Here is a 19,715-nt window from a genome sequence, read left to right on the forward strand (position 1 = left end):
CGAGATGCGCGACCTGTTCGGCGAAAAGCCGCGCCGGCCGCGCCGCGTCCTCATGCACGTATTCGACGCGGGCGGCGATGGCGCCGATGACGTTCTTGCAAGGTTCGAATGCGGCAAGTGCGGCGCGAGAACCGACTGGATGAAGTGCGACACCGTAACCGAGGCCAAGCGCGGCATCCCGTGCGAGGCCTGCAACAAACCGAAGGACGACAGCTGACATGACCAAGCAAGCGCACTACGTCGTATCGAACGACAACGAGCCGGGTTTCCTGTGCTACGGCACCGGCATCAACGACGGCAGGCCCAAATTCATCCCGTCGCTTCGCCACGCCGCGCCCTTCGACACGCATGAGGATGCCGTTGTAGCGGCCGAGCGCGCGAATCTCGTGTGCTACACCATCGTGAGCCCGAACATGGCGCCGGCTGTCGATCCCGAGCACGTCGAGGGACAACGCGTAGCGATCGACTTCGGCACCTGGTGGGAAACCACCGGCCGGCTTCTGCGCGCAGGTGGCGGCGAATACGAAAAGACGTTCGCCTATTGCGCGTGGATCGATCGCGGAGAGCAGCTGCCGTTCGAGACGAAGATCGGCGGCCCGCTGACCGTCCGCGTGGACGTTCAGGCGTGGCGAGACGGCATCGAGATGCCGAGCAACCTGACGTGCACGGTTCACGACTCACATGGCACATTCGATGCCGTCGTGCGCGTGCTCGCGGACGTGCCGCGCGATGTGGCGAAGCTGAAGCTCGAGGCGAAGCCAGTATGAGCGATTCGACACTTCCCCGGAACTTGCATCGCGAGACTTACCGTGGCGTCGAGTTCGGCATCAACGAAACACGATCCGGGACGATCGGATTCATCCGAGAAATGCAACCTCAGTGGGGCTCGTTCTGCCGCTACTGCACCGATGAGGAAGCGACGGCACCAACACCCGAGGGCATGCGTCGAGCGATCGACCGAATGCTAGCGCGCGCGCCAGTCTACACGGGCGACTTGAGAGACAGGAGCTATTCGTGAGTGCCATCGCCAACAAGCGCAAGCTGGTCGAAGCCGTGCACGAGCTCGTGAAGAAGAGCGAGCCGGACTTGCCCGATATGCAGGCCGCCGCCGGCGCGCTGGCGCAGGTGTTCAGCGACATGCTCGGCATCGATGTGACGCTCATCTTGCGCATGGGTAAGGCCGACGTGGATCGGCTCGTCAACGACGCGCGGGTGCATTTCGGGAAGGAGGACGGCTGATGCCCTGCTATCGCGTGCCGATGAAAGACGGCGGCAGCATGTTCCTGTGCGGCAAGCTCGGCCCGCACTGCGCCGATTGCGCCGACGTGGGCGTGAACCTGTGCGACTTCCCGGTCGGCAAGGGCAAGACGTGCGATCGGCCTATCTGCGATGCGCACGCGCACGAGATTGGCCCGAACCTGCACTACTGCGCGACGCACTTCGCTGAGTGGCAGGCGTTCCGCGATGCCGGCGGCGTCAAGAGCGAGCTCGAGAACGTCGTGCCCTTCAAACAACTGAGCCTTCTATGAACGCAGCCTATGGCACCTCGACCGTCACCTTCGGCGGCCGCACCTACACGACTCTCGCCAACGACGAGGCGATCCAGACGCTCGAACCCGGCAACGGCAAAGCGAGCTTTGACGGCGGCCCCATCACCGTGCAGATGCACGTCGATGACTTCGACCGTGCGGCCTTCTATGCCATGTGGTTCGGTTGGGGCAAGGAGAAGCGACCCGACTCGCGCGCCATCGTGCGCGGCCTGATGGATCGCGCCGAGATTCGCAGCTGCTTCGCGCACCGCGTCCCTGCCCCGGTTGTGCACGGCGACCGCAGCGTCGTCATCAACAGCGGCCGCCAGTTCGGCAAGCGCACGCGCATGGAGGCATGGGCAGCCGAGATGCGCAAACGCGGCCTCAACATCACCATCGCACCCCTTCGCACTGGCGTTTAATTTACCTGTGGGATAAACTTCGCGACTGTTACCACAACGGTCGCCGATATGTCCCACACTCACTCAGTCCCCATCGTCCGGCTCGAAGTCGAAGGCATGACGCATACGCTCAAGCGCATGCTGAGCGAGCACGCCGCGCAGATGGACGCCGACATTCAAGCCGCAGTCGAAGGGTACTGCACCCCCGAGAATCTCGCGCACGTCGTCAAGACTGCCGCGCGCCAGGCGCTCGACAGCGCAATCCGCGAGGAAGTGGATCGCTTCTTCCGCTATGGCACCGGCCGCAAGGCTGTTGCGGCGGCCGTCAAAGAATCGATCCTCTCGAACAAGACCCTTACCGCACTGGACGGCGCATGAGAACTCACACGCACACCATCGCGACGCTCGACGTTCCCAAGGAAATGTGGGACTACATCGCGAAGCAGCTGCGCGATGCCGGATACGACCACGCGTTCGACGGTAAGATGATCGACATGACTGGCATTGGGCTGGTCGCCAAGCCTCTGTATAAGGCAACGCTCAAGACTCGCGCCGAGATGGAACGCGACATTCCGCGCGAGCTGTTGGGCTGGTGGCATGACGTGTGCCCCGGCGCGACGCTCACGCTGCGCGATGCGACGGCCGACGACGTTGCTCGATGCACCCTTGTCGAAAGCGCGTCGCGGAATCCGGCCGACTACCTGTGCGAGAACTTCGATCGCGGCTGCCTCGTGAACCGCGCCGCGATCGCTGACCTGCAGGAGATCCAGTGAAGGTATCCGAACTGACCGGTGCGCAGCTCGACCTGTGGGTCGCTCGCGCCGAAGGAAAGTGCTACACGACGAACCCGCGCGAATGGGGCAATGCGCTGATCAACGACCTTGGCCGGCTTTCGATTGCCAAGACCTCATGGGACTGCGCGAAATACTTCGAGCCGTCATCGAACTGGGGCCACGGCGGCCCGATCATCGAGCGCGAGCGCATTGCAATTTGGCGCGGTGATGCCGGTTGGTCTGCAATCCTTCCGGGAGCCAATGGGGGAGCTTATCCCGGAGATTCCCACTACATCGATGCGCGAGACGATGACTGCGTTTCGGGTTCGACACCGCTCATTGCAGCCATGCGCGCCTATGTCGCATCGAAGTTTGGCGACGAGGTGCAGCCATGATGCGACCAGGCGGATTGCGGCATGAGCTCGAAGGCCTGAACCGGAACATCGCGCGGACTGACGCGACGCTGGCACGGCTCGCGAGCGATTTTTGGGCGAACGACGGGATCTGTTGCCCGTCGTGTGGGGTGCAGGGGTATTCCGAGCTCGAACTCAAGCAGGAGCGCCGTGAGCGCCGCCGTGGCGAAATCCTCGCGAAGCTCAAGCAAGGGGCGCCGGATGCAGGTTGACCTGTTCGCGGCGCCGGCGGCCGAGCCGATCGTACCGCGCGCCATGCCTCAGCTGGACGACTTCATCCGGCGCACGCAGCGGATCTACCTGACGGGCATGGCACGGCGCATCCCGGCGCACCACGCAAGCGGCGACGAGCAGCGGGCGGCCGCCGAGACGCACAACGCGCGCTTCGTGCTGCTGAAGCTCAATGGAATGGCGGGGGAGTGGTGAATCTCGTCCACATTGGGGCTTGCATCCGCACGAACTACGACACGGGCCCGTACATCATCAGGAAGGTCAGCGGCCCGTGCACGTGCCCTGAGTATGTCCGCCAGCTCGACGGCGACCACACGCCGTCGAAGCCGCATTTCCATCTGACAGTGGTCGGCGTGGTGAGCCACCAGAAGGGTAAAACGTACTGGTTGAACGGCTATACGCTCGACGGCACGAACGTGTGGCAGCACGGCGATCGCCTGATCGACGCAAGCCAGTTGGAGCTGTTCGCGTGAGCCCCGAACAGCAAGTGACCGCCGAACGACACCTCATGCTGCTGAAACTGAACGGAATGGTCGGCAAGCGGTAGCCGCCAGCACAACACAAAACAGGAACCTAATGGCAAAGCTTACACCCACTCAGAAGGCAGCCAACAAGGCGGCTTTCCGCGTACGCGATCGCGCCTACCGCGCGCGCCGCGACGCATATCACCGTGCGCGCGGATCCGCCGAGGAAGCGCTCGACAAGGCCGATTGCGCCACGGCCCGCGATGACGCCGCAAACGCCTTCAATCTGGCGATCGAGGCGCGTGATAGCGCTCTTCGCGAGGTAGACAGGCAGATTGCAGAGCTGAAGGCGAAACGTGACGACGTGGGGAAGTCACACGACGGCCCGATTGAAGAGCTGCGCGAGAAGCGCAACGCTGCATGCGATGCCTACCGCGATGCACGCCGCACGACCCTCGATGCGGTCGAGCTCGAATTCTCGGACGTGTCGAACCTGTGGTCGGTCATGGAATGGACGATTCCGGCAGACGTGCAGGCCGAGATGGATAAGGCGGCGGCCGCCGTGCTCCACGCGCCGCGAAGCGCAGCTCCGCCCCGATAAATAGGCGCTGGCGGCGCTCAGGGTAGAATCTCGCGAAAACCACCCACGGGATTCACAATGAGAACCGCCGCGCTGCTACTCGGAGCCAGCGTGCTATTCGCCGCTGGATCAGCGCTCGCGCAAGACCAGGACGCCGCCGCGTACTGGAAGAAGCGCGCGGCGCGCAAGCAGGAATGCGCCGTCGCCGTCGTGCACGGCTATGCCGGCCGAGCCCTGTACCTGCGCAAGCTCGACCGCGCATCGAACCGCGCGAGCGCCGCGCGCGCCATGCCGATGACGTGCAACGTGCAGGCGCAAAGCGGCGATGCCGACTGCTACGGCGTGACCTACCTGCCGTCGCAGAAGGTCAACGTCTTTGACGACACCGACGACCAGTACATGACCGTTTTCGCGACCGTGCCGCTCAACCTCGGCGACGTGACCGCGATGCTCGAGATCCACAAGAGCGACGCGCGGTGCGTCCAGAGAGTCGCCGCGCAAGCGCCGGCCGTCCCTGCCCCGCCTGCGGCACCGCTTCCGCCGCCTCAGGCTGCCATAGACCGCAATCAGGAAGAGCAGCGGCGCGCGGCGGCCTACTTGAATCAGGGATACGCACGGCCGGCAGGCATGTGACCGGTCTACGGCTTCACGTTGCCCGTTTTCACCCACCGGGCGATGCCGAGCTCGCATGCGCTCGTGAGCGCGACGCCGTTCGCCATGCCACGATGAGTACGAGGGTTGCCGCATCCACACCAGCAGCGCTTGCGCCGCCCTGGCCGCTTCTCGAGCGGCTCGCTGTAGCGTATGTGGTCGGTCGATGACCCAACCACGCCCCATCCATGTGTGCCGCCGCGCATGGCTGCTGAAAGTGCCTTCGGGCTCAGTTTGTTCAGATCGGTCATTGGGTCGCTTCGCTCAGATGGATCAGCGTGATTGCTAGGCTCATGCGCGGAAGTTTACCTGTCAGGTATAATCAACGCAATTCTTTCCAGGGCAAAAAGTGCCGTGATAGCATTCGCCCGATTTAATCTAGCCGACTGAAATGGAACACTATCCAGAACGAAAAATCCGCCTGAAGGAACATCAGCGCGGCCAGAGATGGGAGGCCACGGTTTCCGAGTATCAGAGATCCCTTGCGGATGCGACCTTGGGCCCAGGGCCATTCGTGATGGAAGTCGATTCGGATGGGTTCGTTTCCTCGGCATTTGAGAAAAGCGACGACCTCGGCGACATCATCGTCCTGGGCGACTCGATTCCAGAAAACACTTTCGTTCCCGCAGAGAAACGCCTGTGCAGAATGATCGAGCTGGCGCTTCGAGAGCAAGGGCACCGTGTCCGCGTGCTGAATGGTGGCGTCTCGGGGGCAAGCAGCCTCCACACGCTGAACGTCATCGCGTCCAAGGTTTTGGCACTGAAGCCCAAGCTGATTCTCGTGATGAACGGCACCATTGACACGGAGTGCGCCATCGAGACAAGCAGCTTTTGGACAAAGCACGAGTACTTCGATCCGTTCACGTATGGGTATGTCGATGTGGATCACCCGTACATTGAGGAGCGCCAGTCTCCGGACTTCGAGGATCGTAAGCGCATCCTGAGATCGATGGTCTATCTGGCGAATCAGTTCGGCATTCCGGTTGCGTTTTCCACCTCTCATCACCGGTTGCGCGACGGTGACGAACTGATGCAGCGCATCTATTCGGACGAACGATATGCAGAACGCCTCTCAAGGTGGAAAGGCACTCACAAGGCAACTCGAGACGTTTGCTCGGAACTGCGCGTCCCGTTGCTGGACGTTCACAAGAAATTCAGCGGCCGCAGCGATCTGCTGTACGACGACATTCACATGAACGAGCATGGCGCTCGTGAAGTAGGCCGGTGGATGGCCGGCGAACTTGGCGCAATTTTCGAGCGATCGGCGAAGAAGACGCGGGGCGCCGCACCGATTGAAAGGATGCGCAATCTTGTTCGCACCTTTGCGCGCGCGGCACTTCCGGGCCGCTAGGCCAGCGACGGCGCGGTATCGCGCCGCGCCTCACGCAATCACAGCAGCGAGCCCTGCGCCTCTTCGACCTTCTGCCCGTGCAGGAACGACGCGAGCCCCGTATCGTCCATCCCTTCCATCGGGCTCGTGAGCAGCTCGCGCAGCACGTACTTCTTCGCGAGGCGCTCACGCGACCGCACGACCGACGCGTGGCGCGGCACATGGTCAATCAGCTCGATCGCGTTCTTTTGACCGATCCGGTTGATTCGGCCCTGCCGCTGCGCGTGCACCATCGCCGTGTCCGGCGTGTCGTAGTTCATCAGCCACTGGCCTGACTGCAGGTTCGCGCCCGTGGCGGCCGCATCCGAGCACACGACGATATCGGCCGACCGCTCGCCGCTGTCCGGGTTGAACGCGCGGATCTTCGCAGCCTTGTCGGCGGACGAATCCGATCCCGTGATGGTGACGACGCGGTGCCCTTCCGCCTCCAGCCGCTTGCGCAGATTCTCGACGGCGCGGCGCGACGTGGCGAACACGACGCCGGCCTTACCCTTGCGCTTCATCGCCTCATGCGCGACGCGATCGAGTCCGGATGCGTCCGGATGGTCATAGATGATCGACCGCTCAGCCGCATTGCGCAGCAGGCCGGCGGACTTGCCGACCTCTTCCGCGATTGCCGCGTGCTGATCGGCCGGCGCACCCTCGAACAGATGCGGCGCGATCGCCTTCACCGCACCCACGTCGAGCTTGCCAGTGAGCTTGCTGACCTTGATCTTGCCCAGGTTCGCGTCGAGCGCCTTGAGCGCCTTCTGCTGCCCTTCTGACAGGTCGGTGTGCGCCTCGCTGCGCGTGACCTGCACGTCAGGCTTGATCGATGCCGTGTACAGATGCCGCGCCATCTCGCGCTTGAGCCCGTCCTTCGCCGCGATCGTGTCGCCGCCGTACATGCGCATGAACGCGGCCCGGTCGCTGTAGCGCGCCGGATCCATTTTCTGCAGCAGGGAGAAGGCCTCCGACGCGTCGTTCTTCACCGGATCGCCTGACGCGTGCACGTAGAAGCGCGACGCGTGCGACATGGCGCCGATCGCGTGCGACATTCCCGAGTCTTCCTTCCCTTCGCGATCCAGCAGCCCGTGACCCTCATCGACCATCGTGTAGTCGAAGTTGATGCCGTGCGACGCGAGGGCGGCCTTCATGTAGTCGGCGCGCGCCATCGGGCCCATCGACGCGAGCTTGTCGCGCACCGCGTCCGGCGTCGTGCCGTCGTGCAGCGCGGCCAGGTGCAGCAGATCGTCGCGCAGCGCCTGGTGCGTCACCACAGTGAAATGGTTCGCCGGGTCTTTGTACGACGCGATACGGCTCTCGCGCGTGCCGCCGGGTTCGCAGTGCCAGCTGAACTCGCCAGGCTTCAGGAACCGCAGCGCTTCGGCGCCGAACTGCCCCTGCACGATCGACGGCACCGCGAAGATGCCCTTCTTCACCTTGCCCTCGCCGTGCAGCTGCGCGAAGCCGCCGAGCCCGATGCCAGTCTTGCCAGAGCCGACGCCGAAACCGAGCGCGACCCGCTCATTGGCGCCGATCATCTTGACCGCGCGCTGGCGCTTGATGCCTTCCGGCCCGCTCATCGACGCGTGGAACAGCTTCACCGGCTGCCCCGGCTTGAACTGGCCGCCGATCGTCTGGATGACGCTGGCGAGCTTGTTCTCGGCCGCGTGGCCGATCGTGCGGCGCTCGTCCTGCGCCAGCGGCTTGTCCTGGTGCACCGGCTCGTCGTCGGAGCTGAAGAAGCCCATCTGCGCCTGTTCGAACGCGGCCTTCTGCTCTTTCACGGCGTCGAGCTTGTCCTTGACGCTGCCCGACTGGAACTTGCCGTCCGCGCCCTTCTGCAGCCCCGCCATCAGCCCCTTTTCCTTCGCCATGCGCTCTTCGCGCGCGGCTGGATCAACCGCGTCCAGGTGGTTCAGGTTGTGCCGGATGACGGTGCGGCCGAGCTTCAACGGCGCGTCCTTGTTCAGCGTGTTGTACGCCTTCGCGAACTCGTCCGTCACCCGCGAGCGGATCAAGTCCTGCACGGCCTCGTAGGCCTTCGGCTGCGAGCGCAGCGTTTTCGTGTAGTCCGCCCACGTCAGGCCGGATGCCTTGATGTTCCCTGCGAGCTCGTCGCGCGCCGATGCCCACGCCGACCAGTTTGGATTCGCGGACTCTTCGCCGAACATGTCGAGCACGGTCTTGTCCGGCTCCTGCTCGATGAGCTTGTCGTACTGCGCCATGAGCGCGGCGCGTTCCGGCGAGTCGTGCGCGACGTTGGCATGAAACCACCCGCGCAGAGCCGCGCGATCGGCCCGTGTGAGGCTTCCGATCGCCTTGTAGGCAATCACCCCTTCCGGCACGGCCGCGAGCGCCCTGTGCGCCGCATCCTGCGCCTTGTCGTCGGCGTCGAACGTCTGAGCGTTCAGCGTCGAGCGCTTGCCGCCGTAGTGCGCCTGCACGAACGCGTTCGCGTAGCCGTCGAACAGCGGCGCGAGCTGCTCGGCGCGCTGCAACTGCTTGCCGCCGACCTTGTTTGGTGCCACTGCGTCGAGCGCAGCGCGGTAATCTTCCGCGCGCGCCGGGCCCACCTTGGCAAAGAAATCCCCCGACTGCACGTCAGAGAGAATGTCAGCGGCCGCGTCGCCATCCGCATAGCGCCCGCCGATATAGTCGCGCAGAGCCGCTTGAAGGTCGTCCGAAGAGCCGTCAAAAGGCATTGACAGGCGCTGCGCAACGCCTGGATCGCTTTTGAGAGCGAGATCGGCGCGGTTTGCGAAGCCCTGAGGGAGCCATCCGTTTTCATCCTGCTTTCCCTCCATGATGTCGAGGTTGCGGCGCACTCGCGCCAGCCCCTCGTGATCCACGTTCTTCGCGAGCTTGTCGAGCCCCGACTCGCCGACCGTCAGGAACACGTTCACCCCGACGCGATCGAGCTTGTAGTCACCCGGCACCATGCCGAGCGCGCGCACCTGGCGCACAGCCGAATCGAGAGGCGCATTGCCGAGCGACACCTGGACGATGGATCGCTTCTTCTCGCGCATCGCCGCCACCAGCGCGGCATTCGCCTCCATCTCGCCGAGCGACATGCCAAGCACCTTGTCAGCGGCCGCCAGAGCGTTCACACGCCGCTTGTTGATGCCCGCCTTGGTAATCACGTCATCGGCGCCTTGGGCGGCCTGCATGGTCAGGCTTTCGGCCTCCGCGTGCAGCTGCTTGACCTGATCGAGCGCGGCGCCGGCCACTTCCATGTACCGGTGCGTGTGGAAATCGGCGAACGCGTCGGCCATCTGGTCGGCCTTGTCCGCGCCCAAGTCAGCACGCAGACGACGGGCGAGCACCTGGGCGGCGCCGGCGACGCCGAGCACGTCCACGACCGTCCGATCCATCAGCGACGCCCCGCCGGCGGCCTGCGACAGCGCATTGAACGAGTTGAACGCGCCGGCCGCGACGTGCGTGCCGAGCGATTCCTCGCTGCTCTTCGCCACCTGGGCGAGAAACGAGCGCGTCGAGATGGTGCGCAGATCGTCCTTTACCGACGCCTCAGCCTGCTCAGCGGCCGCCGGATGCACCTCGAGCACGTAGGCCTTCGGCTCGACCATCGCGGCCTTGTCCACGTCCGACAGCGCTTTGCGCGCGGCCACTTGGATCGACGCGAGCTTTTTCTGTGCGATCAGCAGCGCGGCCGCCTGCTTGACGCCGGCCACCTTCAGCGTCAAGTCCGGCTTGTCGAGCTGCGCCGCCTCAATCTCAGCCTGAATCTTTGCCGCCTCGTCGCGCTTCTGTTGCGCCGCTTCCTTGCTGGCTGCAATCTCGGTCGCGTCCTTGTGCTGGATCGCCGCCACCTCATCATCAAGCGCGTCGTCCGTCAGTCCATTCGCCTCTGCGCGGCCCTTGAAATCCGCATCGATGCCGCTCTCGTTCACCGGCTTGACCGGATCCAGATCGGCCACCGACAGCAGCGCCGTGTTGTCGCTCACGAGCGGCACGTCCGGCCCGAATGCCTGGTCGATGTTGTCTGGATCAGCGAGAAGCGCTTGACGCTGGACGTTGACAGCCTCCTTGGCGCGGGCCAGAAGCGAGCGCTGGAAAGCCTCCTGAGCCTTTTTTTGCGCCTTGTCGGACAAGCCCGCTACAGATGAGGCAGGCAGTGAGAGAGAGCTTTCGTCCCATCCCATTGCCTGAGCGACGGTAGAGATGAAGTCGTTCTCGGCTTCGCGCTTCTGATCATTTATCTTCTGGCGAGCAAGCTGTTTCGCCTCGTGCGTGCCGTTCTGCTTGTCCTGATCGACCTGAGCTTGTCGTGCTTGTCGCGCGGACGCTTGTCGTTCAGCGCTTTCTTGTCGGTACTCCCCCTCCGACTTGACGCCCTTGAGCTTCAGGTAGTTCAGCTTCCCACCCGCACCCCCGATGACGTGGAACACCCCGGAGCCGTGGTGAACCTCCTGCACCAGCACCGGAACCCCCTTGGCGCCCTCCCCATGCGGATGCACCGTAATCCACCGGGAACCGGCCGGCGTCGATTCTGTTCCCCCCTCTGCCTTCTGGAGTATCTCCCCCTCTACGGAATGGCCCTCTTCGGCCTCAGGCGTGAAAATTGACCCTTGAGGCACAACGCGCGACCAGTCGAACGGAATGCCGATGCGCGGCGTGTCGTGAGCACTCACGGCCGCCGGCGCCAGCACGGGCAGGCCGCCCACCTCCGACTTGAGGCACACAGCCACCGGGCGGAAGTGCGTCACCCGGTTCGCCGCGATATCGGCGAGCGCGGGCTCGGGCTCGAGGCGCACGGCCACATCACCGGCCGCCACCACCAGCTGCGCGCAGAACTCCCCCGCGCTCCCGTTGTACAGCCACCCACACGCGTCAGCCTTGGACAGCACCGCCTCTGCGGCGCCAGGCTCGGCGATCGAGCTCGAGTCAGTTTTCAGCGGCGCGGCCAGCGATACGCCAAACGAGAACGCCAGTGCGCCATCGCGCAGGCAGAAAGCGGAGACGGTTTCTTGAGTCATGCCTCCATTGTCGAGTCACGACCGGGCCGCCCGTCACGACTTTTCCGCTCGTCAACCGATGTTCGCTTGAGGTAAAGTATTTACCTGATAGGTATTGCATGATTTACCTTAGGCGACTATGATTCAACCCATCGAAACCAGCACCGAAGCGAGTCAGAAATGAGCAACCAGCAAACGAACGATCGCACCCACGCAGCCAGCGCACCGGTCGCAGCACCGCCCGAGGCAGTCGCAGCCTTCGAAGAGATGCGCGTCCGCTACGAGGACTACGACAAGTTCAGCGACGCGGAAAGCTGGCTCAGCTTCTCCGACTTCTGCCGCGTCGAAGCGAACTATTAACCCGCCGTCCACCCTCATCAGAAAAATCATGAAAGTCACCACTGACGTACTCGCAGCACTCTCGTCCGCCACCACCGCCGGCCACGCCCTTACCCTCACGGGGCAACTCGATCGCGGCCTCTACACCCGCACCAACAAGGTGATCGAAGCGGCCGGCGGCGTCTGGAATCGAAAGGCCAAGGCTCACCTGTTCCCGGCCGAGGCAAGCGACGCCATCGAGCAAATCCTCCTGAGCGGAGAAATCACCGTGCCGCAGGACTTCGGCTACTTCCCGACGCCGCCGGCAGTGGTGGAGCGACTTGTCGAACTGGCTGATATGCGCTCCGGACACCGCATGCTCGAACCGAGCGCCGGCCGTGGCAACATCGCCAGCGCCTTCCCCGAGGCGATCATCGACTGCTACGAAATCCTCCCGGACAACGTCGCAGCCCTGAAATCGTTCGGTCACTCCAACTGGAACGTCACGCAAGCCGACTTCCTGCAGGTCGAACCGAAGCCGGTCTACAGCCGCGTCGTCATGAATCCGCCGTTCGAGAAGCGGGCCGACATTCACCACGTCCAGCATGCGCTCCAGTTCCTCATCCCCGGCGGCCTGCTCGTTTCCGTCATGTCGGCAGCCGTCAGCTTCCGCACCGACCGGCTCGCCACCGAGTTTCGCGAGCTCATCGAAGAGCGCGGCGGCTCGATCGAGCCCGTACCCGAAGGCTCGTTCAAGTCGTCCGGAACGATGGTCAACACCGTGATCGTCACCATCCCTGCGTAACTGCCGGCCCGCGCTGACGGGCCTCTTCTACCCCGAGGGCCCAGCACATGGGAATGAGCATGTGGGCGGTTTTCGCCCGTGAGCAGCGCGAGGCGGCGCACAAGCAATACATGGCCGCGCCGGAATACCCGGCCCTCGAGCGCGAAGCAAACGAGAAGGGATTCAGGAAGGCGACGCTTTCCGAGATCCACGCCAGCCTCGACCGCGACGTTCACGCGCCCGAGCTCTACACGTGGCGAGGCGGCCTGTGGACGCCCATCGCATGACAAAACAGCCCGCCGCGCGCGGGCTTTGCCAGTACCGCAACCCTATAGAGCCTCATCATGAACCGCACCATCAAGCGCACCGACGCTCGCACTGGCGAGCCAGTCGCCCCGCTGCTGCTGAACGACGCGCTGAACGTCGGCGACAAGTTCCGCCTGATCGGCAACACGCGCACCTTCGTCGCCGAGCGCCTCATCGGCGCCGCCGGCCCGCATCAGACGGTGTACGGCGTGAGCGAATGCGGCGGCTTTGGCACCAGCGCGCGCGTTCGCGACACGGCCCAACCCACCAAGTGAGCGCCATGCAGATCAACTACACCCGCGCGGATGAAGGAACCGGCTTCTACGCGCACATCAGATCGCCGAAGCGTGAGGCTGTTGTCCTGGTGCGCGACCAGTCCCGCGATGCGCTGACGGACGCTGCCGCCAGCATGCGCCTCAACGCGTCGATCCTGCTGCGCCGCGCCGACCTGATTGACGAAGCAGTTGCAACCCTTCCCCCACCGGAGAAAAAAGCATGACCACCCCCCCGACCATCGCCACCACCGAAGTCGCCTCGTCGCAGCTGCACGCGATCGGCCACGACGCAGCCACCAACACCCTCGCCGTCCGGTTCAAGCCGCGCAAAGGCGACGACACCGGCCCGCTGTACCACTACAGCAACGTCACCCCGGCCGACTTTGCCGCCCTGCGCGACGCCGAATCTGTTGGCTCGCACTTCTACAAGGCGATCAAGAACTCCGACCGCTTCCCGTGCACCCGCATCGAAGGCTGATCCACGCACACCTGGCCCGCTTCGGCGGGCTCCCCCATCTCAAAAACGACAGGCCCAACATGAAAGTAATGACCGAAGAGCAGGACGTTATAAAGCTGTGCCACGCCAACCCCGGCGACGTTGTGCAACTGGTAGACGGCAACATGCTCAGCGAAGGCTCGACGTATCTCGTGTGCGTCGTGCCCGACAAGGACAAGCGCTCAGCACGCCCCGGCATGACGCACGGCCTCTACGACGAAGAGCGCAGCCTCTTCCTCGTCAACATCTCGACTGGCGAGCGCCGCGACATGGCGCACCTGTCGTCGCGCGCCGTCATCTTCGACCGCGCCGAAGTGCACCTCGGCCGGGAGGCGCGCAAATGAACGCCATCCAGCAAGCATTCTCGCGCGCCGGCGTGGCGCCGCGCCGCGAGCCCGTCTCGCCGTGGAACCCGTCGCGCCGCGCGACCGCGCGCGTCAAGAACCCGCTCCCGGAGCCGACCAGCTGCCCTTACTGCGGGGCGACCGTGGGCATCGTCAACAACAAGGCAATCTACGGCCGCGAATACGGCGAATGGCCCTGGGCCTATGCGTGCACCGAGTGGCGCTGCCGCGCCTACGTGGGCATGCACCCGTTCACGAACATTCCCCTCGGCACCCTGGCCGACAAGGCGACGCGCGAGGCCCGCAAGCATGCGAAGGCGCTCTTCGTTCCGCTCTACGAGTCCGGACGCATGACGCGCACCGAGGCTTACGCGTGGCTCGCTGGCCGACTCGGCATCGAGCTCGAGAAATGCCACTTCGGATGGTTCAGCGCCGAAGAGTGCGCATGCGTCGAGTGGATCATCAAGGACAAGCCAGCGCACGACGCGATCGCTCAACGACACACCTCAGGCGACCACGGAGGGGCCGCGTAAATTTCCCAATCAGGGCAATTTATTTACCCAACAGGTATTGCGCTTCGACTATTAGGCGACTAAGATTCACACATCGCCAACGCATCGCCCGATAGGAACCTCCGATGAACGCAAAGACCGAAGCAATCGCCATTGCAGATGCGCACCTGAACAATGCCGGCCTCCCAACCTATTCCGAGCTGCTTGCCGCCGCTACTGCTGCGGAACGCAAACTGAATGCAGCAACCGTTTTCTCGTACACGCGCGCGAAGTGGCGTGCAGATGTGCGTGACAACGAGCTTGCGGTGCTCCGGTCGGTTATCGACCGTTCGGCCTGACCAACACAATCACGAACGGAAAGCGACCATGACCACCACGAACAAGACTCAGATGCGCGGCAACTGCCAATGCTGCATGCGCGATCAAGCGGTGCTCGACACTGGACGGATGAGCAAGCACGGCTACACAGTCAAGGGCGGCCCCGGATACGGCTGGTTCTCGGGCATATGCAGCGGCCAGCACCACCGTCCGCTGCAGAAAGACCGTAGCCACCTCGACACGATCGTCGTCGTTATCCGCAAGGACTCAGCGAACCTCGAGCGCCGCGCACGCGCGCTCCGCGACGGCAGCGTGAAGCCGGAGACGGCAAAGGAAGGCCCGTCGAGCAAGGCAAAGGAAATCCCATTCGCCGAGGCCAACGCGTACCAGCAGCGGCAGGCAATCGATTCCGCCATCTATAGCGCAGAGAGCCGCTCGCGCAACGGCTTCAAGCTCGCCGACGAGATGGTGCAGTTCGCCGACAAGGTGCACGGCACCGCGCTGCGCGAGGTCAAGGTGGACGCCGGCCCCGCACCGATCAAGCTCGGCGAGAAGCGCATCAGCAGCGGGAACGGGCGCGTCCTCGAAGCGACCGAGCTGCGCGGCGGCCGGGTGTACTGGAAGGATTCGAAGGGCTTCAAGAGCTGGACAGGCACGCAGTCATGGCGGCGCTTTGCTCTTGCCGACTGACCACAAGGCCGAAAACGACCGCCGCAGAGCATCGCGGCGTGTTCGCAGCGTGTGACGCTGCCTGACGATGGCCGTCAGCAACTTGATGGGGTACGACGATGGATGCAAAAGCCGAAGCGATCGCAAATGCGGACGCGCACCTGAACAACGCAGGGCTGAGAACATACACCGAGATGTCGTCTTGTGCGGCCGAGCTGCTGATCGCGCTGCGCGAACTGCAAGCCAACCCCAATGACCCGCGCGCACACCGCGCAGCTCTGGACGCGATCGCACTGGCGATGCCCGTCAGCAACACAATCGCGCCGGCCACAGGAAAAGGATGATGACCAAGACCACCGCCCGCGCGATCGCCAACTACGGCGTCAAGGCTTGCCGCATTGCCTACGACATGCACCACCGCCAAGGCTTCGGCGCATCGGGCATCGCGTTCGAAGGCCCGCGCGAACTGAGAACGTGGAAGCAAGCTGATGCAGCCATCAACGCCGGCCGCGAGCTGGCGCAAATGGATCGCGTCGTTTGGTGCTAAACACCCCGCTACAGGAGAAAGACCATGCCAGAAGAACAACTCGCGAGCGCAGTGAATCTGCTGAAGGCGCTCAAACACAACCTGATGCACGCGCGTCGATTCGGGCCGGACACGCTCCAAAACTACCGTCGCGCATGCTCGTCGGCCGAAGGCGATGTTGAAGAATGGCTCATCAAGCACGGCCACATGAAATCGACAGTCTGAGCAATCGCCCCCGATTCCCTGGCACTGAGGACACTATGTACACGCTCGCGATCCAGTCCCCCATCTTCGACAACCGCGATTGCATTGTCGGCACGCGCACCAGCACGCTTCCGGAGTTCGGCGCGTTCGAGACACTCGGATGGGCGACGCGCAAAGCCGCGCTGATCCATGACGAGTGGCACCTCGACCTTGGGGACGGCACAAACATTCAGGTGTGGGAAAACGGCAAGCGCGTAGTGCGGCCGCCGGCCCCGATAAACGCTGGAGAGTGGGCGCTTCCATTCTAAGCCCCGAACCGACGAACCCGGCCGCGCGCCGGGTTTCTTGTGTACCTGTCAGATAAATATTTCTTGCCTCAAATAACTTAGTCGCCTAATATAGCCATATCGACAACGCAACACGAAGGCGAACGAAGATGGCAATCACAATCCAGCACGACGGCGATACATACCGAATCATCGGTGAAGGCGCTACGCGCGACGGAAAGACGTACTGTCACCTCGCCAGCACGACACGAGGCCGTCAGCAGCGCAACGGCTGGTGCCCGGCGCAGATTGGCGACTGGATCGATAACGCAGTCATCCTCGCTGCTGCGCAAGCACAAGAGGAAGCGCAACGCGCTGCAGCTGTCTGACCAACCGCTCCCGCTCAGCGGGCAATCAGAAGGATCCGGCCATGACCGACAACGAAACCACCCGCACCGTCGTGCTCCGTGCGCTCTGCACGATTCACCACCGCAGCGCGCGGACGATCGAGAACGCGCTGACCTATGGTGAGCGCGATATGTGCCGCCAGTACGCGGAAGCGTTCGCCCTGTTCACGGTCGAGCGCATCCGCCAGCAGACCGCAGCAGAATTCGCCAAGAAGAAAGGAGCCGCACAATGAACGAACTGGTCAAGAGCATCAGTATCGAGAACATGCTCCGTCAACGCGACGCCATCATCGAGCGCCTGACGACAGCCAAGAACCTGATTGATGAAGCCGACACGATCGCGGCGGCCGCCGGGTTCGGTTCCATCAGCGGCCACATCGGCGACCGATACTCGCACTACGGCCCGCGCATTGGCTCGGCCGACTTCATGGACGGCATGCGCAAGCGCGTCGATGCGGCCGGCTGGAAGCACCTGATGGACGAGTCCGGCCTGCGCACGCTGATGGACGCGAAAGCGCGTGGCGAATGGGACAACGGCGTGATGGAGTTCAAAACGCCCGAGCTGACGCTCGCGAACGTCACTTCGACGTTCGGGATGTTGTACGACGGCCGTGCCGAGCTGTTCGAGCGAGGCGTCATCAACTGCTTCCGCCGGCTGTCTTGGAACTACAAGACCAACCAGCCGTTCAAGTTCGGCAAGCGCCTTGTCATCAAAAACCTGTACTACGCGGCGGTCAGCAAGTTTCACCAAAACGTCAACCATGACAAGGCTAACGAGATGGACGACCTCGTGCGCGTATTCAGCGTGCTCGACGGCAAGCCCGAGCCCGATCACCGGCACGCGATGTACATGCACCTGAGCAACGCTTCGAACACGCGCACTCACTGGATCAACCTGGACTACTTCGAGATCCGCTGGTTCAAGAACGGCAACGGCCACGTGACTTTCAAGCGGCTCGAGCTCGTAGAGAAGCTCAACCTGATCCTGGCGAAGCATTTCCCGAACGCCCTGGCATCTGAAGTACGATAACCACTAACGAGCCGCACGAGCGGCTCCCGAACATTCTCACCTTTCGACCAACATGAAGCTACCGAAGCTTACAAAGGTGTCCGAGTCACCTGCGAAAACTCTGTGGAAAGTGGAATTTCCATCAACGCCGACCAAACAGGGCGCTGCCTATTACGCGACCACCTACCCGAATAGTGAACTGATTTTCGTTGAATCAGCAGTCGAGCGCCGCAAAGTCAATGGCGACCGGATAGTCAAAGCGATTCGCCTCGCACTGGTCGAGGCGAAACAGTGATGCCGGAAGACCTCCGCAGCCTGTACTTCGCGCTGCCCGAGCCGACTGATCCACAGCTGCTCGAGCTCGCACGCTCGTACTATCGCAACACTGAAATTTACGACCGCCACGTGTGCACCGGCCCGATGACGCGCGATGGCATCATGCCGGCCACGCCGCGCGAGCGCGCGCTCATCAACCGCAACGCGCACCGAGTCATGGCGAACGTGAGCGACGCAGCCGAGCAGCTCGGCTTCTCGCGCGAGCAACTGCGTGACGCGATGAAGATCGCCGATCGCGAACCAATCGACCTGGAGTCACCATGAATCCGACGCACCTTTCCGCCGCGCCAGATGGCGCGCAGCTGGCCGGCTGGCACCCGACTGAGGACTGCTTCGCCGTGCTCATGCCGGACGGCTCAGCGCGGCTCTATATCAACGGGCGCGAGATCCAGGACGCGGCACCGCTGCACACCGTGAGCGACCTGGCGCGCATGGATCAAGACGAATACCGGGCGACGGCCGATCGCATCCTGTCCGGCCAGGTTTCACTCGAAGGAAAGCAAGATGACCGAAAAAGCTAAGCGCGCGCCGGCGCGCAAGACCAACGCCGAATATGTGGCGGCCAGCGTGGCGAAGAAGCTCGCCACCGGCGCCGCGCGGCGCACGTTCATGCTCGAGGCCGACGCCATCGCGAAGCTGGATCAGCTGGCCGCCGAGTGGGGGGTGTCGCCGACCAAAGCGCTGAACGAGATTCTGCGCGCTCAGTAGCGCGGCGACGACGCGTGCGCCATCTCGAGCTCGGCGCTCGCGTCCGCGAGCTGCTCGCGCAGGCGCGCGTTTGCGTTCTGTGACTCGCGAAGCGAACGCTTCACCCAATCCATCTCGCTCTCCGCGACCGACAGCTGCCGGCGCAGCTCCTGCCCGTACGCCTTCCTCTCTTCGCACTCGCGGTCCATCCGCGCCAGCTCGCGCTCAGTCCCGCAGATCACCATCTCGATCGCATGGTTGTCCCACACGAGCGGCCGGCGCACCCCGCGCAGCTTCCCGGATTCGATACTGCCGAGCGAGACGAAGTTGCCGCGCCCGATGGAGGGCGCGAGATGCATGCCCTGGTAATGCGTCCCGACCACGAGCAACGGCCGAATCGTCGCCGACTCGACGCGCTCGCCCATGCCACGCAGCGCGCATGTCGTATGGCCGACGCCGCGCGTCGCGTATGCCGCCACCAGCTGAGCCATGAGAGCCCGAATATTCACTGCCTTCCCCCAGTCGTAAAAAAAGGCCGCACGGGGCGGCCTTGGTCATCAGCGTGATCGCTTACAGGCGCTCGATGAGCGACACCAGATGCGCTTCGCCGTTATGCGCGCGCGTGCGAATGCCGGTCAGGATCGCGATCAGCTCGGCCTTGGCGCTCGCGAGCTTGGCGCGCAGGTTGCCGAGCTCCGATTCGTCGGCTGCGGCTGCAGCCTCGTCAGCCGGATCACCCGTCGCGTCGCCTGCATCGCCCGCGTCGCCTTCGTCACCGGTTACGCCGGCCGCGTCGGAACCGGCGTCGCCAGCGTCACCATCGACGTGACCGTGCGAGCCGTCCGAGTCGTCGGCCGGCGCCTTCGGG

Annotated in this window: 39 protein-coding genes; 35 read left to right on the forward strand and 4 right to left on the reverse strand. The window is 63.8% G+C overall.

Annotation, left to right across the window (positions count from 1 at the left end; all coding sequences use genetic code 11):
* The first annotated feature begins 4 nt into the window (after nt 1-4).
* From G3N61_RS07900 to G3N61_RS07960, 13 genes are all read left to right on the forward strand, one after another.
* Nucleotides 5-217, forward strand: coding sequence for a hypothetical protein (locus G3N61_RS07900; RefSeq protein ID WP_205822084.1), 213 nt, complete (start codon nt 5-7; stop codon nt 215-217).
* 1 nt (nt 218) lies between these two features.
* Complete coding sequence (locus G3N61_RS07905) at nt 219-767, forward strand: hypothetical protein (RefSeq protein ID WP_205822085.1); 549 nt, start codon at nt 219-221, stop codon at nt 765-767.
* Between the two features lie 247 nt (nt 768-1,014).
* On the forward strand, nt 1,015-1,239 hold the full coding sequence (locus tag G3N61_RS07910; protein ID WP_205822086.1) for a hypothetical protein: 225 nt from the start codon (nt 1,015-1,017) through the stop codon (nt 1,237-1,239).
* The gene (locus tag G3N61_RS07915) at nt 1,239-1,529 is read left to right on the forward strand and encodes a hypothetical protein (RefSeq protein ID WP_205822087.1); all 291 of its coding nucleotides are present in this window, start codon (nt 1,239-1,241) and stop codon (nt 1,527-1,529) included. Before G3N61_RS07910 ends, G3N61_RS07915 begins: the two co-directional genes overlap by 1 nt.
* Complete coding sequence (locus tag G3N61_RS07920; RefSeq protein ID WP_205822088.1) at nt 1,526-1,951, forward strand: hypothetical protein; 426 nt, start codon at nt 1,526-1,528, stop codon at nt 1,949-1,951. The genes G3N61_RS07915 and G3N61_RS07920 overlap by 4 nt, the downstream gene beginning before the upstream one ends.
* A 96-nt stretch (nt 1,952-2,047) precedes the next feature.
* Complete coding sequence (locus tag G3N61_RS07925) at nt 2,048-2,308, forward strand: hypothetical protein (protein ID WP_205822089.1); 261 nt, start codon at nt 2,048-2,050, stop codon at nt 2,306-2,308.
* Nucleotides 2,305-2,703 carry a hypothetical protein gene (locus G3N61_RS07930; protein ID WP_205822090.1) on the forward strand — a complete coding sequence of 133 codons (399 nt, stop codon included), beginning with the start codon at nt 2,305-2,307 and terminating at the stop codon, nt 2,701-2,703. Before G3N61_RS07925 ends, G3N61_RS07930 begins: the two co-directional genes overlap by 4 nt.
* The gene (locus G3N61_RS07935) at nt 2,700-3,098 is read left to right on the forward strand and encodes a phage protein NinX family protein (protein WP_205822091.1); all 399 of its coding nucleotides are present in this window, start codon (nt 2,700-2,702) and stop codon (nt 3,096-3,098) included. The genes G3N61_RS07930 and G3N61_RS07935 overlap by 4 nt, the downstream gene beginning before the upstream one ends.
* A complete protein-coding gene (locus G3N61_RS07940) occupies nt 3,095-3,328 on the forward strand; it encodes a hypothetical protein (RefSeq protein WP_205822092.1) in 234 nt (77 codons plus the stop codon). Before G3N61_RS07935 ends, G3N61_RS07940 begins: the two co-directional genes overlap by 4 nt.
* Entirely contained in the window at nt 3,318-3,542 is a 225-nt protein-coding gene (locus G3N61_RS07945; protein ID WP_205822093.1) for a hypothetical protein, read from the forward strand. Before G3N61_RS07940 ends, G3N61_RS07945 begins: the two co-directional genes overlap by 11 nt.
* Entirely contained in the window at nt 3,536-3,820 is a 285-nt protein-coding gene (locus G3N61_RS07950; RefSeq protein ID WP_205822094.1) for a hypothetical protein, read from the forward strand. Before G3N61_RS07945 ends, G3N61_RS07950 begins: the two co-directional genes overlap by 7 nt.
* 103 nt (nt 3,821-3,923) lie before the next feature.
* Entirely contained in the window at nt 3,924-4,412 is a 489-nt protein-coding gene (locus G3N61_RS07955) for a hypothetical protein (protein WP_205822095.1), read from the forward strand.
* A gap of 57 nt (nt 4,413-4,469) precedes the next feature.
* Nucleotides 4,470-5,024: a hypothetical protein gene (locus tag G3N61_RS07960; protein WP_205822096.1), complete on the forward strand. Its 555-nt coding sequence runs from the start codon at nt 4,470-4,472 to the stop codon at nt 5,022-5,024.
* 5 nt (nt 5,025-5,029) lie between these two features.
* On the opposite strand, the gene G3N61_RS07965 is transcribed toward G3N61_RS07960, so the two are convergent.
* The gene (locus tag G3N61_RS07965) at nt 5,030-5,293 is read right to left on the reverse strand and encodes a hypothetical protein (protein WP_205822097.1); all 264 of its coding nucleotides are present in this window, start codon (nt 5,291-5,293) and stop codon (nt 5,030-5,032) included.
* A gap of 140 nt (nt 5,294-5,433) precedes the next feature.
* On the opposite strand from G3N61_RS07965, the gene G3N61_RS07970 reads away from it, so the two are divergent.
* Nucleotides 5,434-6,393: an SGNH/GDSL hydrolase family protein gene (locus G3N61_RS07970; RefSeq protein ID WP_205822098.1), complete on the forward strand. Its 960-nt coding sequence runs from the start codon at nt 5,434-5,436 to the stop codon at nt 6,391-6,393.
* A 38-nt stretch (nt 6,394-6,431) separates the two neighbouring features.
* Here G3N61_RS07970 and G3N61_RS07975 read toward each other — a convergent pair whose 3' ends face one another.
* Nucleotides 6,432-11,411, reverse strand: coding sequence for a helicase-related protein (locus G3N61_RS07975; RefSeq protein WP_205822099.1), 4,980 nt, complete (start codon nt 11,409-11,411; stop codon nt 6,432-6,434).
* Nucleotides 11,412-11,570: 159 nt separating this feature from the next.
* On the opposite strand from G3N61_RS07975, the gene G3N61_RS07980 reads away from it, so the two are divergent.
* The 21 genes from G3N61_RS07980 (at nt 11,571) to G3N61_RS08080 (ending at nt 18,868) form a co-directional block, all read left to right on the forward strand.
* On the forward strand, nt 11,571-11,750 hold the full coding sequence (locus G3N61_RS07980) for a hypothetical protein (protein ID WP_205822100.1): 180 nt from the start codon (nt 11,571-11,573) through the stop codon (nt 11,748-11,750).
* 28 nt (nt 11,751-11,778) lie between these two features.
* Nucleotides 11,779-12,513, forward strand: a complete 735-nt coding sequence (locus G3N61_RS07985; RefSeq protein WP_205822101.1) for an SAM-dependent methyltransferase — start codon at nt 11,779-11,781, stop codon at nt 12,511-12,513.
* Between the two features lie 53 nt (nt 12,514-12,566).
* Complete coding sequence (locus G3N61_RS07990; protein ID WP_205822102.1) at nt 12,567-12,779, forward strand: hypothetical protein; 213 nt, start codon at nt 12,567-12,569, stop codon at nt 12,777-12,779.
* Nucleotides 12,780-12,836: 57 nt separating this feature from the next.
* The gene (locus tag G3N61_RS07995) at nt 12,837-13,073 is read left to right on the forward strand and encodes a hypothetical protein (protein WP_205822103.1); all 237 of its coding nucleotides are present in this window, start codon (nt 12,837-12,839) and stop codon (nt 13,071-13,073) included.
* A gap of 5 nt (nt 13,074-13,078) precedes the next feature.
* The gene (locus tag G3N61_RS08000) at nt 13,079-13,297 is read left to right on the forward strand and encodes a hypothetical protein (protein ID WP_205822104.1); all 219 of its coding nucleotides are present in this window, start codon (nt 13,079-13,081) and stop codon (nt 13,295-13,297) included.
* Complete coding sequence (locus G3N61_RS08005; RefSeq protein WP_205822105.1) at nt 13,294-13,551, forward strand: KTSC domain-containing protein; 258 nt, start codon at nt 13,294-13,296, stop codon at nt 13,549-13,551. Before G3N61_RS08000 ends, G3N61_RS08005 begins: the two co-directional genes overlap by 4 nt.
* A 59-nt stretch (nt 13,552-13,610) precedes the next feature.
* Nucleotides 13,611-13,913, forward strand: coding sequence for a hypothetical protein (locus G3N61_RS08010; protein WP_205822106.1), 303 nt, complete (start codon nt 13,611-13,613; stop codon nt 13,911-13,913).
* Nucleotides 13,910-14,446: a zinc-finger-containing protein gene (locus tag G3N61_RS08015; RefSeq protein ID WP_205822107.1), complete on the forward strand. Its 537-nt coding sequence runs from the start codon at nt 13,910-13,912 to the stop codon at nt 14,444-14,446. Before G3N61_RS08010 ends, G3N61_RS08015 begins: the two co-directional genes overlap by 4 nt.
* Before the next feature lie 104 nt (nt 14,447-14,550).
* Nucleotides 14,551-14,763 carry a hypothetical protein gene (locus G3N61_RS08020; protein ID WP_205822108.1) on the forward strand — a complete coding sequence of 71 codons (213 nt, stop codon included), beginning with the start codon at nt 14,551-14,553 and terminating at the stop codon, nt 14,761-14,763.
* A gap of 28 nt (nt 14,764-14,791) precedes the next feature.
* On the forward strand, nt 14,792-15,433 hold the full coding sequence (locus G3N61_RS08025; RefSeq protein ID WP_205822109.1) for a hypothetical protein: 642 nt from the start codon (nt 14,792-14,794) through the stop codon (nt 15,431-15,433).
* A 98-nt stretch (nt 15,434-15,531) separates the two neighbouring features.
* Nucleotides 15,532-15,756, forward strand: a complete 225-nt coding sequence (locus tag G3N61_RS08030) for a hypothetical protein (RefSeq protein ID WP_205822110.1) — start codon at nt 15,532-15,534, stop codon at nt 15,754-15,756.
* Nucleotides 15,756-15,959 (forward strand): hypothetical protein, encoded by a 204-nt coding sequence (locus tag G3N61_RS08035; protein WP_205822111.1) that lies wholly within the window; start codon nt 15,756-15,758, stop codon nt 15,957-15,959. Before G3N61_RS08030 ends, G3N61_RS08035 begins: the two co-directional genes overlap by 1 nt.
* A gap of 24 nt (nt 15,960-15,983) precedes the next feature.
* Complete coding sequence (locus tag G3N61_RS08040) at nt 15,984-16,163, forward strand: hypothetical protein (protein WP_205822112.1); 180 nt, start codon at nt 15,984-15,986, stop codon at nt 16,161-16,163.
* 35 nt (nt 16,164-16,198) lie between these two features.
* Nucleotides 16,199-16,450 carry a hypothetical protein gene (locus tag G3N61_RS08045; protein WP_205822113.1) on the forward strand — a complete coding sequence of 84 codons (252 nt, stop codon included), beginning with the start codon at nt 16,199-16,201 and terminating at the stop codon, nt 16,448-16,450.
* A gap of 128 nt (nt 16,451-16,578) precedes the next feature.
* Nucleotides 16,579-16,797, forward strand: coding sequence for a hypothetical protein (locus tag G3N61_RS08050; RefSeq protein ID WP_205822114.1), 219 nt, complete (start codon nt 16,579-16,581; stop codon nt 16,795-16,797).
* A 41-nt stretch (nt 16,798-16,838) separates the two neighbouring features.
* Nucleotides 16,839-17,048, forward strand: a complete 210-nt coding sequence (locus G3N61_RS08055; RefSeq protein WP_205822115.1) for a hypothetical protein — start codon at nt 16,839-16,841, stop codon at nt 17,046-17,048.
* A complete protein-coding gene (locus tag G3N61_RS08060; protein ID WP_205822116.1) occupies nt 17,045-17,845 on the forward strand; it encodes a DUF4942 domain-containing protein in 801 nt (266 codons plus the stop codon). The genes G3N61_RS08055 and G3N61_RS08060 overlap by 4 nt, the downstream gene beginning before the upstream one ends.
* A gap of 52 nt (nt 17,846-17,897) precedes the next feature.
* Nucleotides 17,898-18,119, forward strand: a complete 222-nt coding sequence (locus G3N61_RS08065) for a hypothetical protein (RefSeq protein ID WP_205822117.1) — start codon at nt 17,898-17,900, stop codon at nt 18,117-18,119.
* The gene (locus G3N61_RS08070; protein ID WP_205822118.1) at nt 18,119-18,424 is read left to right on the forward strand and encodes a hypothetical protein; all 306 of its coding nucleotides are present in this window, start codon (nt 18,119-18,121) and stop codon (nt 18,422-18,424) included. The genes G3N61_RS08065 and G3N61_RS08070 overlap by 1 nt, the downstream gene beginning before the upstream one ends.
* Nucleotides 18,421-18,681 (forward strand): hypothetical protein, encoded by a 261-nt coding sequence (locus G3N61_RS08075; RefSeq protein WP_205822119.1) that lies wholly within the window; start codon nt 18,421-18,423, stop codon nt 18,679-18,681. The genes G3N61_RS08070 and G3N61_RS08075 overlap by 4 nt, the downstream gene beginning before the upstream one ends.
* The gene (locus G3N61_RS08080) at nt 18,665-18,868 is read left to right on the forward strand and encodes a hypothetical protein (RefSeq protein WP_205822120.1); all 204 of its coding nucleotides are present in this window, start codon (nt 18,665-18,667) and stop codon (nt 18,866-18,868) included. Before G3N61_RS08075 ends, G3N61_RS08080 begins: the two co-directional genes overlap by 17 nt.
* Here the strand turns inward: G3N61_RS08080 and G3N61_RS08085 are convergent.
* Both G3N61_RS08085 and G3N61_RS08090 read right to left on the reverse strand, forming a co-directional pair.
* Nucleotides 18,862-19,338 carry a hypothetical protein gene (locus tag G3N61_RS08085; protein ID WP_205822121.1) on the reverse strand — a complete coding sequence of 159 codons (477 nt, stop codon included), beginning with the start codon at nt 19,336-19,338 and terminating at the stop codon, nt 18,862-18,864. The genes G3N61_RS08080 and G3N61_RS08085 overlap by 7 nt on opposite strands.
* 79 nt (nt 19,339-19,417) lie before the next feature.
* On the reverse strand, nt 19,418-19,715 hold a 298-nt coding region (locus tag G3N61_RS08090; protein ID WP_205822122.1), incomplete at its 5' end, for a hypothetical protein.

The sequence above is a fragment of the Burkholderia sp. Ac-20349 genome (genome assembly GCF_017104865.1).
In the GTDB taxonomy this organism is placed as follows: Bacteria; Pseudomonadota; Gammaproteobacteria; order Burkholderiales; family Burkholderiaceae; genus Burkholderia; species Burkholderia aenigmatica.